Source organism: Pseudomonas palleroniana (assembly GCF_022836895.1).
Classification (GTDB): domain Bacteria; phylum Pseudomonadota; class Gammaproteobacteria; order Pseudomonadales; family Pseudomonadaceae; genus Aquipseudomonas; species Aquipseudomonas palleroniana.
Window position 1 is genome coordinate 4,643,869 of record NZ_CP092411.1, and the last position, 13,486, is coordinate 4,657,354.

Genomic DNA, 13,486 nt, shown 5'->3' on the forward strand with positions numbered 1-13,486 from the left:
CCGGCAGGAATGGGGGGGACGTTGAAGGCGCTGATCAGCGCCCTTCAGTTGCCCTTCTCCTTCCTGTCATTTTCCAGCCACCGATCGATGCTGTAGTTCTTCAGCCATCCCTCAGTGTTGTGGCTACCAAAAAAACGCGTGCCGTTGGCCTTGCTGCTCTCCAGCGACGCCAGCAAGCCCGAGCGCTCAACCAGATTCCTGGCCAGGTACACCTGCTGCTCGCTGTATCTTTTTTTGGGAAACCCGGTGGCGGCATCCCGCACAACGTCACCCTTTTTATCGGTTTCGTCAGGGTCCTGGCTCATCTCGAGCAGCTTGTCGGTCTTCACATATCGGTGTTTCTCAAAAAAGAAACTGTAGTCCTCGGCTGTGTCGCGCAGCTCATCGAACATTGTCCTGAATGCCCTGACGACCTCTGCGTCGGTCTTGGAATGAAAGGGGTCTGCGCTATGCCTGTCCGGGTGGGTGTTACCGACCCTTGAATCGGCAGCCTTGGAAAGGCTGTCTGTGGTGATAAAACCGCCATTGGCGACAATCGCCTCGTTCAGCCTGGGACGGTTGAGTATCTCTCGGGCCAACAGGATGATGCGCTCGGCTACTGCGCTCTGGTTCGGCGCTTCACCCGCAATCTGCTGCAATGCACGTTGGCTCAGCTTTCCGTCCTTCTTGAACGCGTCCAACATGGAAAATTCGTTTTTCAGGGCCGTTGCCAACATATGATCGTCGCAGCTGGCGTAGGGGTTTGCAGCAGGGGTCATACGCCCAAAGGCAGATGGGCCGTCAACCTGCGGATCGGCCCCGCTCATCCCGCCGATGAAAAAATGATTGGAGGACAGACCTGGCGCAGAAGATTTTCCCAGCGCCGGGGCACCCGCGCCCGTAGCGGGCGCACTCCATGAAAAAGGCAGCCGGCGGCCTGGATTATTGATCCCGTCAGTCATGCTTCATACCCACCCTATTTAGATTCCGTAACCTGAGCCCGAGTGCTTGACCGTCTCAAACGCCTTGAGAGCCAGCGCTGCATAAGCCTGGGTTGTGTGGTTGCCGAAAAATAATGGTTCCGGAAAATCGCCGCTCCCGGTGAGGAATATCCCTGGTAAAACTTGAGCATTTGTAACCGCCCAAGCCGTCCAGGCTCACTCTCGATAACGTCTGCGCATCAAAAACAACTAGCGCTCATGGCGTAACAATTTGCTCCAGAACATCGCAAAGATTGACCCCAGGGAACGGGATACCGGCTCATCTGCAAACGGCCTGGCCCCTCTGTCGAAGTCTTCGGCGGTGGGCGCCTTGAAGCTGCTCTTTGGCGAGGAACTGAGATTGACCGCAAGCGCTTTCAAGTTCTTTTGAGCGGTGGCCTTCTGGGCTGACGCGGGCAGTGTCGAAACACTGTGCTGGGAATGGCGAGGTTCAAGTGATGTCGAGTTCATGTGCCAGGGCCTGACTCAATAGATGAGGACATCCACCGATGACCAACCACCGTTGGATGTACTCTTCGTGGTAAATCTGGGTGAAGGGTTCCTGTGTAATTGAACGTATGTCCTGCGCAGGTCTAGTCAGACACCTTCAGCCACTGCTTCAACTCTTCACGGGAGATCTTGCGATCACGCTGCCACTGGAAAGGGTGATCCATCGAAGCCTTGAGTTCCGGACGCACCATGAGCTCTTTCGCCAAATGGATGAGCTTGTCCTGGGCTGGTATGCCCGTCAGTGGTTGCTTCGCCAGACGATCAAGCTCGCGGAGCTTGATCGAACGGGGAAAATAGCCGGTGGCTAACTTACTGAATTGAGAGAGCAGTTCCTGGACAAGTTGCTTGTCACTGTGAAGCTTCAGGGGATTATCGGAGCTGATAAAGCTCGCGATATTGGCTTCAGTTAAATGACCATCCTCAATGCCGGTCTCGCCATCTCGATCAAGAGCCTCCAATAGGCCAGGATGGCGCAACAAGGCTTGCGCCAGGCGGATGTTCGCGTCTTTGACCGGATCACCGGTCAGTCCTTTATTGGCCATTGCTCGCACACTGTCGGCGGTTACGCGCTGCAACGGAGGCATTTTGAACGCGCAATAATTATCCAACAGTTGTTGCGCAAGGGCTGAGGAGTGAGCCGGATTGGGACGCGGCGGTGGCCCCGGGTTTGGTTGTACGCCCACAGGCAGCGGGCGCTGAGGTGGACCTGGCTCTGGTTGCGGTCGCTGGGGCGGGCATGAAGAGTGGCAATGACCAGGGAAAGGTCGTTGCACAGGCGTATCGAATACCGGCCCGTGATGCTTGCCCGCTTGCGCGTAGTTCATGCCTCCTGGACGGCGCGCACTGGATGGCGTGCGGGAACCGGCAGTTTCGTGCTCAGCCTGAGCGGGTGAACGAGCGACTGTCTGATTGAATGCGGATATCGACATAAGGTTCTCCAGTGCTGTGTATTGAGCGTCTTGCCTCGCTGCAATCGTCAATCGCAAGCAGGCCAATCTTGTGTGGCAAGCGCGCAGATATCGGTTCCTCACAGCGTTGAAGAATTCCAGGCAGCGGTAGGAAGAACCTCTCAGGAGATAAGGAGCAAAACGCAAATCGCCGCCGTCCCAGTGCGGGGCGGCGGCGATTTTCCACTCAATGCAGCTCTAGAACCCGACGCTGGCCTGTACGAAGAAGGTTCGAGGTTCGCCCAGGTACAACCCGGCATTGTTGTCGCTGGAGCGCGTGTAGTGCTGCTGGTCGAAGACGTTTTTCACGCCGACGCCAAGCTTGAGGTTGGACAATTGCTCACCAAAGTCATACCCGCTGCGCAGGTTGACCGAGACATACCCCGGGATATCGCCGTATTGGCCATCGGCCGTGCCCTGGGTGATGTAAGTGGTGCCAGTACCGGGTGCACGTTGGCCGGACTGCGCGTAGACATCCAGGTTATGGGTCCAGTGATTGATGTCGTAGCGCAGGCCCAGGGTAGCCACTTCACGGGAGTACAGCGGCAAATCACGCCCCTTGAAGGGCACGTCGCCTTCGGAGGTGGCCTTGGTGTAAGTGAAGCCGGCGTTGGCGGTCAGGCCGTCCAGGCGCGAGTCGAGGTTGGACAGATCGTAGTGGGCCGAGGCTTCGATGCCGGTGTGCTTGGTGGCGCCGAGGTTGGTCCAGCCTACGTCATTGCTGACGTACTGCAACTCATCCGAGAAGTCGATGTAGAACAACGTCACTTCGCCGCCCCACACGCTGTCGTTGTAGCGCGTGCCGACCTCGTAGGTCTTGGCTTTTTCCGGGTTCAGGCCGTTGGCGGTCTGGTTGCCGGTGCCACCCTGGCCCAGTTGAAAGTACTGCAGGCTGCCAAAAGAGGTTTCGTAGTTGGCGAACAGTTTCCAGGCATCGGAAAGGTGGTACATCACGCTCAGGGCCGGCAACGGTTCGTTGTTATGCACCTCGCGGCGTTTTTCCTCGGTACGCTTGCCGTTGAGGGCGACAACCGGACGGTCATGCCATTCGGTGCGGATGTCTTCGAAACGGATGCCCGGAGTGATGGTCCACTTGCCGATATCGATTTTGTTATCGATGTAAAACGCATTGGCTTCGGTGCCGCCCGTGCGGTCCTGATAGACATGACCATCACTTTGACCGCCTGGCGTGGGCACATTGTTGACCAGGTTAAGACTGGTCGCCTGCTCGTGCATGCCTTCCTTGAGGTAGCGATAACCCAGGCTGACTTCCTGGGCGCTCGGGCCTACGTCGAAAACATGCGACACCCGGGGTTCGATGCCGAACGTGTAGTAAGTGCGCGGATAGGAGCCGAGTGTCTTCAGGTCGCGGTTGGCGATGTTGCTGCCACGGAAACTGTCGGAGTAGTAGGTCAACACTTCCGCCTGGGTACGGTCATCGATCTGACGGATGTATTTGAAGGAAACATCCTTGCGGCGCCCGCTGAAATTGTCCCAGTCACGTACCGATTGATAGGGGTTGGCGTCGAACTGCTTTTGGGTCAGGCCGCCGGGCATATCGGCGCTGGCGTCGTAGTAATGGAAGTTCAGCGAGAAGTCGTCTTGGTCGGTCGGCGCCCAGTGGGTCTTGAAGATCACGTCGTCGATATCGTTGGAGTTGTTACTGCTGCGATAGCCGTTGCCTTTGACGCCGGAGTACAACAATGCCGCGCCGATGCCGTTGTCTGCGGTGCCGCCGACGAAGGCATTCTCGATGTGTTTCCAGCCACCATGCGCCGAGGTTTCCAGGGTGGTGCCGACTTCACCGGAGAACTTCTCGGGAATGGCGCGAGTCACGAAGTTGATCACACCGCCGACGTTCTGCGGCCCATAACGCACGGAGCCGGCGCCGCGCACCACGTCGATGCTATCGAGGTTACCCGAGGAAATCGGGGCCATCGACAACTGTGGCTGACCGTATGGGGCGAAAGCCGCCGGTACGCCATCGATCAGTACGGTGGAGCGTGGCGACAGGCGCGACGTGAGTCCGCGCACGCCAACGTTGAGGGAAATATCGCTACCGCCAGTGCCGTTGGCTTCCTGCACCTGCACGCCGGGAATGCGGCGCAGCACGTCACCGACGTTCATGGCGCCCTGCTCCACCATGGCTTCGCGACGCACGACCGTGCGCGCGCCTGGATGGTTCTGCACCACTTCGGCATTGGCATCACCCAGCCAGTCGCCGACCACCTTGATATCAGTAATACCCAGTTCAACCGGTGAACCGGCTTCCCCCGTGCCGCTGCTCACTGGGCGCAAGGTCACAGAACCGGCGTCGATCTGGTAATCCAGGCCGCTGCCTTGCAGCAATTGGCGCAGGGCCTGTTCCGGTGAAAGGTTGCCGTCAACGGCGGGTGCTTGTTTGCCCGCGACCATGTCAGGGCTGAAGAACACTTGCAGGGAAGTCTGCTGGCCCAGTTGACTCAGCGCCGCGCCCAGCGATTGGGCGCGGATGTGGATACCATCGCCAGCGTAGGCTGCCGGCAACGCGGCGCTGACCGCCAGCGCCAGGGCGAGAGGCGCCCAGCAGGAAATTTTATTGTTGTTCACGGCAAGTTTTTTCACGTCGAACCTAGTCCTGTGATCGCAAGAGTGCGCATCCGTTAATGCAAACCAGTTGCAGTTGCAGGAGAAGACGAAGAACTCGAAAAAAACCTGAATGTCAGCGTGAAATAATTTCCTGGCTGCCGTCCGGCAAAGCGCGCACCGCCACCGGCAATATGTGCGGCAGGGCTTTGAGCAAGGCGTCGGTATCGCTGGATTTGAACACGCTGGTCAAGCGCAGGTTACCCACCGCCGTCGAACTGACCCGCAACGGCCGCTCGCGGTAACGCGATACCTCGCGCGCCACATCACCCAGTGTGGCGTTGTTGAACACCAGCTTCCCGCTGCGCCAGGCCGTCAGTTCATCGGTATTCACGGTGTAGGCAGTAGCGACTTGCCCCAGGGCATCGACATGGGTGGCGCGGCCCGCCGTCAGCGTCACGAGCTGATCCGACGCACGCCCTGTGACGTTGACCGTACCGGCCTCGACCACCACGCGGGTTTGGTCATCATCTCGGCGCACATCGAAACGCGTACCGGTGACTGTCACCTGCCCTGCCCCGGCTGCCACCACAAACGGACGGCTGGTGTCATGCTCCACACTGAACATCGCTTCGCCCTGCTTCAGCTCCACTGCGCGGCGGCCCTTTTGATAATGCACCGCAACCACGCTGCGGCTGTTCAGGTCCATTATCGAACCATCGGGCAAGGCGACCTGGCGATGCTCGCCTACACGCGTGCTGAACTCGGCGCTGTAAGGCTTTGGATGATCGAGCCCGCTGAACAGGCCCAACCCCAAGGCGACCGCCACCACACTCGCGGCCACCGCATAACGCCAGGCAGCGCGCCCTTTGGGCCGCGTCACCGGGGCGTCGCACAACGCCTGCAAGCGCGCCTTGGGTAACAGGTCCGCAGCGCTCCACACCCCTTGCAACACATCGAATTCGTATTGGTGCTCGGGCCGCTGTGCTCGCCATGCATCGAAATGTTGACGCTCTTCGTGGCTCAGCCCGGCGTCCTGCAAGCGTACAAACCATTGCGCGGCCTCGTCGCGAGCACGGCTATCCATCGTTGAAGGTCCTGTTTCAAAACGAGTCATGGGGCCAACGCATCCAGGCGATCACGCAGATGCCGCAGGGTGCGGATCATATACTTTTCCACCATGTTTTTAGACAAACCCAGGCGATCGGCGATTTCCTGCTGGGTCAGGCCTTCGATTTTCTGCCAGATGAAAATCTTGCGACAGTTGAGCGGCAGCTCGGCCAAGGCCCGCTCGACGGACTCCGCTAGCTGGATCGCATGCATGTAATGCTCCGGATCGCCCTGATGAGGCGAAGGCTGGTCAAAGGCATCCAGGACCATAGCCTCCCGGCGGTCTTCCCGGCGATAGGCGTCCACCGCGATATTGCGCGCCGTTTGATGCAGATAGGCACGCGGCTGCTCAACCTCGGCGGAACTCGACTCAAGCACGCGCACAAAGGTGTCGTGGGCCAGGTCTTCGGCATGCTGACGGTTTCTCAGGCGACGAGTCCAAGTGCCGACCAATTCTTCGTAGTGCTCGAAAAAGCCTGTTCTGCGGGGCGGCTGGGGAATCATCGCGTGAGCACTGGGAAGACGGGGGTGTAAATAGTAATGTTTCCCATTAAACAGGGCAAATGGCTTCCTTCGCCCAGTGTTAGGCTTTCAGAAAAAACGACAAAAATGGCATGTTCGTCCTTTTCTGTAATCTCTTGGGTCTAATTTTTCGAAAGAAACCGCACATTCAATAGGTCCACTATGCACATCCCCGTCACCATCATCGGCGCAGGCCTGGGCGGTCTCACTTTGGCCCGTGTCCTGCACATCCACGGCATTCCCGCCACCGTCTATGAAGCTGAGCCATCGGCAAACGCTCGCGCGCAAGGCGGGATGCTCGACATCCACGACTACAACGGCCAACTGGCCTTGCAGGCTGCGGGTTTGGCTGACGATTTCCGCGCCCTGATCCTGGAGGGGCACGAGGCGACTCGCGTACTTGATTACACAGGCACAATTCTGTTCGACCAACCCGACGACGGCAGCGGCGGTCGCCCAGAGGTCATGCGCGGCGAGCTGCGCAAGATGCTTCTCCACTCACTTGCGGCCGGTACCGTGCGTTGGGGCCACAAGGTCAATAGCGTGCGCCCCCTCGGCGAAGGCCAGCATGAGGTGACATTCGCCGACGGCTCTCACATTGTCACCAACCTGCTGATAGGTGCGGACGGTGCCTGGTCAAAGGTCAGGCCGCTGCTCAGCAACGCTATCCCCGAGTATATGGGCCGCTCGCTCATTGAAACCTACCTCTATGACTGCGACGCCCGGCATCCCGCCACAGCCAACGCGGTCGGTGCCGGTGCGCTGTTCGCACTTCAACCAGGAAAAGGGATCCAGGCACACCGTGAGCCTGACGCCACGCTTCACACCTACATAATGCTCACCAAACCGCAAAGCTGGTTTGCCGCCATCGACTTCACCGACCGAGCAGGCGCAGCCGCGCGGATCGCACAGGAGTTTGCAGGCTGGTGCCCTGCCCTCACTGCACTGATCACAGAAAGCGATACCGAATGGGTATGGCGCCCGCTTTTTAGTCTGCCGGTTGAGCACCGTTGGAATCGAGTGCCTGGAGTCACACTGATTGGCGATGCCGCACACCTTGCGGCCCCGAATGGCGAAGGCGCCAACCTTGCCTTATACGACGGGGCCGAACTCGGCAAAGCTATTGCTTCACACCCTGATGACGTCGAAACAGCCCTGCATGAGTACGAACAGGCCATGTTCCAGCGCAGCGCACGAGTGGCGGCTGAAAGCAATGAACTGCACGAGTTGATCTTTGGTCACGAAACACCGCATAGCCTGGTCAGCCTGTTTGAGTCACCCCGGGCTTCGTAGACGCTGCGAGCGCTTTCTTCTCCTGGAAGCTGAACTTGTACGCCGCAGAGCCTGTCCTCAAAAAGGACTCTCTTCGAACGTGGGTGCGCAATGCAGATTTCCTTGCAGCAACAAGTGGCGCTGGTCACCGGCGCCAGTTCCGGCATCGGCGCCGGTGCGGCCAAGGCGCTGGCCGAGGCCGGCGCGGCGGTGGTGCTCAACTACAACTCCCAGGCCGCGCCCGCTGAAGCCCTGGCGGCGCAGATCAACGCCAGCGGCGGCCGAGCGATTGCCATCGCTGGCGACGTGTCCAAGGAGGCCGACGTCGAACGCCTGTTCGCCCAGACGCTCGACGCCTTCGGCCACCTCGACATTCTGGTAGCGAACTCCGGCCTGCAAAAAGACGCCAACCTGGTGGACATGAGCCTCGACGACTGGAACACCGTGATCGGCGTCAACCTCACCGGCCAGTTCCTGTGCGCGCGTGCGGCCGTGCGTATTTTCAATCGCCAGGGTGTACGTGAGGGCGTGTCGCGAGCCGCCGGTAAAATCATCCACATGAGCTCGGTGCATCAGGTCATTCCGTGGGCCGGCCATGTGAATTACGCGGCGTCCAAGGGCGGCGTGGAAATGCTGATGCGCACCCTCGCCCAGGAAGTCAGTGAGCAACGCATCCGCATCAATGGGATTGCACCGGGGGCGATTCGTACGGCGATCAATCGTGCGGCCACCGAAGGCGCGGCCGAGAAAGAATTGCTCAAGCTGATTCCCTACGGTCGGGTCGGCGACGTGGAAGATGTAGCCAACGCGGTGGTCTGGCTGGCCAGTGATGCGTCGGACTACGTGGTCGGCAGCACCCTGTTCATCGATGGCGGCATGAGCCTTTATCCGGAGTTCCGTGGCAATGGTTGATTTCCAGAACGAACCTCAAAGTGCGATCGATGCCCACGGCATCATTGGCGATATGCGCAGCGCCGCCTTGATCAACGACCAGGGCAGCATCGATTTTTTCTGCTGGCCGGAGTTCGACAGCCCATCGATCTTCTGCGCGCTGCTGGGTACGCCTGAAGCGGGTATTTTCCAGCTCACCCCCGACTTGCCCAACGCCCGCCGCGAACAGATCTACCTGCCCGACACCAACGTGCTGCAAACCCGCTGGCTGAGCGACGAAGCCGTGGTGGAAATCACCGATCTGTTGACCGTCAGTGAAGAGGTCGACGACTTGCCGCTGCTGATTCGCCGGGTGCGGGTGGTCAGCGGCACGGCGACGATTCACCTGCGCTGCGCCGTGCGCCATGACTATGCCCGGGCACCGACACGCGCCCGCGCCGAAGCGGGCGGCGTGCTGTTCGCTGCCGACGGCCAGCCCGACCTGCGCCTGGTCGGCAGCCACCCATTGACTCTCGAAGAGGATTCGGCGGTCGCCCGATTCAGCCTCAGTCAGGAACAAGGCGCCGAATTCGTGCTGGGCGGCGCAGACGATCCACGCGTGACCAACGGCTGTACCGACCTGTACCTGGAACGCACCTTGAAGTTCTGGCGCGGCTGGATTGCCCAATCCAACTACCGCGGGCGCTGGCGCGAAATGGTCAATCGCTCGGCCCTGGCGTTGAAACTGCTGACCTCGCGCAAACACGGCGCAATCATCGCCGCCGCCACCTTCGGCCTGCCGGAAACCCCGGGCGGCGAACGTAACTGGGATTATCGCTACACCTGGATCCGGGATGCCTCGTTCACCGTCTACGCCTTTATGCGCCTGGGCTTCGTCGAGGAGGCCAACGCCTACATGCGCTGGCTCAAGGGCCGGGTCAGTGATTGCTGCAGCCAACCGACCAAAATCAATATCCTCTATGGCATTGACGGGCGCCAGGAGTTGCCCGAGGTCGAACTGGACCACCTCAGCGGCCATGGCGGCGCCAGGCCGGTGCGGGTCGGCAACGAAGCGTTCGATCAGATCCAACTGGATATCTACGGCGAGTTGATGGATGCGGTGTATCTGGTCAACAAATACGGTGAAGCCATTTCCCACGAAGGTTGGAAACACACGGTGGAAGTCGTCGATCAGGTCTGTGAGATCTGGAACCAGAAGGATGTCGGCATCTGGGAGATGCGCGGTGAGCAACATCACTTTCTGCATTCACGACTGATGTGCTGGGTCGCCCTGGACCGCGCGATCCGCCTGGCCTCCAAACGCTCGCTGCCCGCCCCCTTCGCGCGCTGGGACCAGACCCGCCAGGCGATCTACGCCGATATCTGGAGTAACTTCTGGAACGAAGAACGCGGGCATTTTGTGCAGCACATCGGCAGCACGGCGCTGGACGGTTCGATGCTGTTGATGCCGCTGGTGCGCTTTGTCGCCGCCACCGACCCGCGTTGGTTGTCGACCCTGGAAGCGATTCAGAAAAGCCTGGTCCGCGATGGCATGGTGTACCGCTATCGCAACGACGACAGCCAGATCGACGGCCTGCAAGGGACCGAAGGCGCGTTTGTGGCGTGCTCGTTCTGGTATGTCGAATGTTTGGCTCGCGCAGGGCAAGTGGAAAAGGCGCATCTGGAGTTCGAACAATTGCTGCGCTACGCCAACCCGTTGGGCTTGTATGCCGAGGAGTTCGACGGCCAGGCCCGGCATTTGGGTAACACGCCGCAGGCATTGAGCCATTTGGCGCTGATCAGTGCGGCGACGTTTCTGGATCGTAAGCTCAGCGGGGTGAAAACCGTCTGGCAGCCCTGACGTTTCGTCTAGAGTCTGAAAACCTTCGGCCCACTCATCGGAGCCCACCATGACCTCGACCGCTGCGCTGTTGTATGTCCGTACGTCCATGCTTGATGTGGCCTATGAAGCCCAGGGCCCGCTTGATGGCGAGCCCGTGATCCTGCTGCATGGCTTCCCCTATGATCCTCGCGGCTACGATGAGATTGCACCGGTATTGGCCGAGCGCGGCTACCGGGTGCTGGTGCCCTACCTGCGCGGTTATGGTCCGACGCGGTTTATCCACGATCAGGTAATGCGCTCCGGGCAGCAGGCGGCGCTGGCCAAGGATCTGCTGGACTTCATGGACGCGTTGTCTATCCCGCAAGCGACACTGGCCGGTTACGACTGGGGCGGGCGGGCGGCGTGTATTGTCGCGGCGCTGTGGCCCGAACGCGTGCGCGGGCTGGTGACGGGGGATGGCTACAACATCCAGGACATCGCCCGCTCGCTTACGCCGCGAGCACCGCAGACGGAGCATCGGTTGTGGTACCAGTACTATTTTCACACCCCGCGTGGCGTGGAGGGGCTGACGGCCAATCGCCGCGAGCTGTGCGAACTGCTGTGGCGGTTGTGGTCACCGACCTGGGCCGAAGGCCCGGGCCTCTACGGCCAGACCGCGCCATCGTTTGATAACCCGGATTTTGTCGAAGTGGTGATTCATTCCTACCGCCATCGCTTCATGTACGCACCCGGCGACCCGGCGCTGGAACCCATCGAGCAGGCGCTGGCGCTGCAACCACCGATTTCGGTGCCGAGTATTTCGCTGTGCGGTGCCGATGATGGTGTGGGGCCTCCCGCGGTGGACGATGACGATGTGGCGCACTTCAGCGGTTTTTACCGGCGTGAAGTCTTGCCCGGCGTGGGCCACAACATCCCACAGGAAGCGCCGCAGGCGACCCTGGCTGCGTTGCTGGAATTGCTCGCTTACGACACCGGTGAAAAGCGCTCACGGTAAGCCTGGGGCGTCACCGCCAGCGCCCGTAAAAAGCTGCGACGCAGGGTTTCTTCACTACCGAACCCGCATTGCACGGCGATGCGTTTGATCGGCAACGTGCTGTCGGCCAACTGCCGGCGAGCGGCTTCCACACGGATCAGTTCGACCGCTCGCGCCGGGGTCTGGCCGGTTTCAGCACGGTAGTGGCGGACAAAGCTGCGTTCACTCATGCACGCCTTGGCGGCCAGGGTTGAGAGGTTGAGGTCCAGGTTCAGGTTGTCCGCGATCCAGGCGTGCAACTCGGCAAAACGACTATCGCCTCTTTGCAAGGACAGCGCCACGCTGAACTGCGATTGCCCACCCGGACGCTTGAGGAAAACCACCAGATGCCGCGCGACCTCCATGGCAACGGCGCGCCCCAGGTCCTCCTCCACCAGCGCCAGGCACAGGTCGATACCGGCGGTCACACCGGCAGAGGTCCATACCGAGCCCTGCTGGATGAAAATCGGATTGGACTCCACCGTCAGCGCAGGAAACTTGCGCGCCAGCTCTTCGCAGCGGGTCCAGTGGGTGGCCACGCGGCGGCCGTCGAGCACGCCACTGGCGGCCAGCAGGAAAGCCCCGGTACACACCGAGGCCATGCGTCGGGTGTGTCGGGCTTTTTCGCGTACCCAGTCGACCAGCACCGGATCCTCGGCAGCCCCGTAAACGCCCCAGCCACCGGCGATCACCAGGGTATCGACGGGCGTGTCGGCCGGCGGCAGCGGTTCGGCCACCAGTGCCAGGCCGGCGGAGGTCACGACCGGCGCGGCCTGGGCAGCGATCACCGACACCGCGTAGGGCAACGGTAGCCCGCGCTGCCGGGCAAGATCGTTGGTCGAGGCGAACACCTGCAACGGCCCGGTGACATCGAGCACCTGTGCATTTTCGAAAGCGAGGACGTGGATGATTCTGGGCATGATTGGCGTGATCTGTGGGCTCAATGGCGTATGCGCCAAAGCCTAGGCCTCTAGAGTGAAGCCGTCCACCCCTCTTCTGGAGCTTTATCCATGACTTTGCAGATCGGCTTTCTGTTGTTCCCCGGCGTCCAGCAACTGGACCTGACCGGCCCCTACGACGTGTTGGGCGCACTGCCGGATGTGCAACTGCACCTTGTGTGGAAAGACCTGGCGCCGGTCACTTCCAGCACCGGCATGGTCTTCACGCCGACCATGAGCTATGCCGATTGTCCGCGCCTGGATGTGATTTGCGTGCCCGGTGGCACCGGCGTGGGCGCATTGATGGAAGACCCACAGACCCTGGATTTTCTCAAGGAGCAGGCCCACACGGCGCGCTATGTGACATCAGTGTGCACCGGCTCCCTGGTGCTCGGTGCGGCGGGTCTGCTGCGCGGTCGCAAGGCCACCACCCATTGGGCCTATCACCACCTGCTTGCGCCGCTGGGTGCAATCCCGGTGCAGGCACGTGTAGTGCGTGACGGCAACTTGTTCACCGGGGGCGGCATCACCGCCGGGATCGACTTTGCCCTGACCCTGGCTGCGGAGTTGTACGGCGAGGACGTCGCCCAGTTGGTCCAGCTGCAGATTGAATACGCGCCGGCGCCGCCGTTCGACGCCGGCAGCCCGGACACCGCGCCCGAGGCAGTGCTGGAAGAAGCCCGAAAACGCACGGCGGAACCGCGTCGGGTGCGGGGTGAAATTGTCGCCCGGGCAGCCGCACGGTTGCGCTGACAGGGGTGCTCAGGCCGGACGTGACATCACCGCTAAGGCGCGCGGCCAACAGCATCAGCACCGTCGCCAGACCCCATTGCTGGAGCCTGGCGCTCTAGACGGCAGCAGCAAAAAAGCGACTGATATCGCGCCAACAAGAGACATTTTTTCCGATAAGCGATGCCGATAGAACACTCAACGCGTTC

General features: G+C 60.7%; 11 protein-coding genes. 5 read left to right on the forward strand and 6 right to left on the reverse strand.

The genetic code is table 11. The features are described 5' to 3' along the window. Window positions 1-44 precede the first annotated feature (44 nt). The 5 genes from MJP36_RS20655 to MJP36_RS20675 form a co-directional block, all read right to left on the reverse strand. Window positions 45-941 carry a hypothetical protein gene (locus MJP36_RS20655; RefSeq protein WP_244383921.1) on the reverse strand — a complete coding sequence of 299 codons (897 nt, stop codon included), beginning with the start codon at window positions 939-941 and terminating at the stop codon, window positions 45-47. 611 nt (window positions 942-1,552) lie between these two features. Then, complete coding sequence (locus MJP36_RS20660) at window positions 1,553-2,011, reverse strand: hypothetical protein (RefSeq protein WP_244383922.1); 459 nt, start codon at window positions 2,009-2,011, stop codon at window positions 1,553-1,555. 603 nt (window positions 2,012-2,614) lie between these two features. Then, window positions 2,615-5,020, reverse strand: a complete 2,406-nt coding sequence (locus tag MJP36_RS20665; protein WP_244383923.1) for a TonB-dependent siderophore receptor — start codon at window positions 5,018-5,020, stop codon at window positions 2,615-2,617. A 97-nt stretch (window positions 5,021-5,117) separates the two neighbouring features. Further along, window positions 5,118-6,068: a FecR family protein gene (locus MJP36_RS20670; RefSeq protein ID WP_244383924.1), complete on the reverse strand. Its 951-nt coding sequence runs from the start codon at window positions 6,066-6,068 to the stop codon at window positions 5,118-5,120. 26 nt (window positions 6,069-6,094) lie between these two features. Next, window positions 6,095-6,595, reverse strand: a complete 501-nt coding sequence (locus tag MJP36_RS20675) for a sigma-70 family RNA polymerase sigma factor (RefSeq protein WP_090372158.1) — start codon at window positions 6,593-6,595, stop codon at window positions 6,095-6,097. Between the two features lie 180 nt (window positions 6,596-6,775). Here MJP36_RS20675 and MJP36_RS20680 point away from each other — a divergent pair, with 180 nt between their 5' ends. From MJP36_RS20680 to MJP36_RS20695, 4 genes are all read left to right on the forward strand, one after another. Further along, window positions 6,776-7,906 (forward strand): FAD-dependent oxidoreductase, encoded by a 1,131-nt coding sequence (locus MJP36_RS20680; protein ID WP_244383925.1) that lies wholly within the window; start codon window positions 6,776-6,778, stop codon window positions 7,904-7,906. A gap of 90 nt (window positions 7,907-7,996) precedes the next feature. Then, entirely contained in the window at window positions 7,997-8,797 is an 801-nt protein-coding gene (locus tag MJP36_RS20685) for a glucose 1-dehydrogenase (RefSeq protein WP_244383926.1), read from the forward strand. After that, a complete protein-coding gene (locus MJP36_RS20690) occupies window positions 8,790-10,616 on the forward strand; it encodes a glycoside hydrolase family 15 protein (RefSeq protein WP_244383927.1) in 1,827 nt (608 codons plus the stop codon). Before MJP36_RS20685 ends, MJP36_RS20690 begins: the two co-directional genes overlap by 8 nt. Before the next feature lie 49 nt (window positions 10,617-10,665). Next, on the forward strand, window positions 10,666-11,592 hold the full coding sequence (locus MJP36_RS20695) for an alpha/beta fold hydrolase (RefSeq protein WP_244383928.1): 927 nt from the start codon (window positions 10,666-10,668) through the stop codon (window positions 11,590-11,592). Here MJP36_RS20695 and MJP36_RS20700 read toward each other — a convergent pair. Further along, window positions 11,562-12,530 (reverse strand): GlxA family transcriptional regulator, encoded by a 969-nt coding sequence (locus MJP36_RS20700; RefSeq protein ID WP_244383929.1) that lies wholly within the window; start codon window positions 12,528-12,530, stop codon window positions 11,562-11,564. The two genes, MJP36_RS20695 and MJP36_RS20700, sit on opposite strands and share 31 nt — an antisense overlap. 90 nt (window positions 12,531-12,620) lie before the next feature. Here MJP36_RS20700 and inhA point away from each other — a divergent pair, with 90 nt between their 5' ends. Next, window positions 12,621-13,301: an isonitrile hydratase gene (inhA, locus tag MJP36_RS20705; protein WP_161550193.1), complete on the forward strand. Its 681-nt coding sequence runs from the start codon at window positions 12,621-12,623 to the stop codon at window positions 13,299-13,301. The last annotated feature ends 185 nt before the right edge of the window (window positions 13,302-13,486 follow it).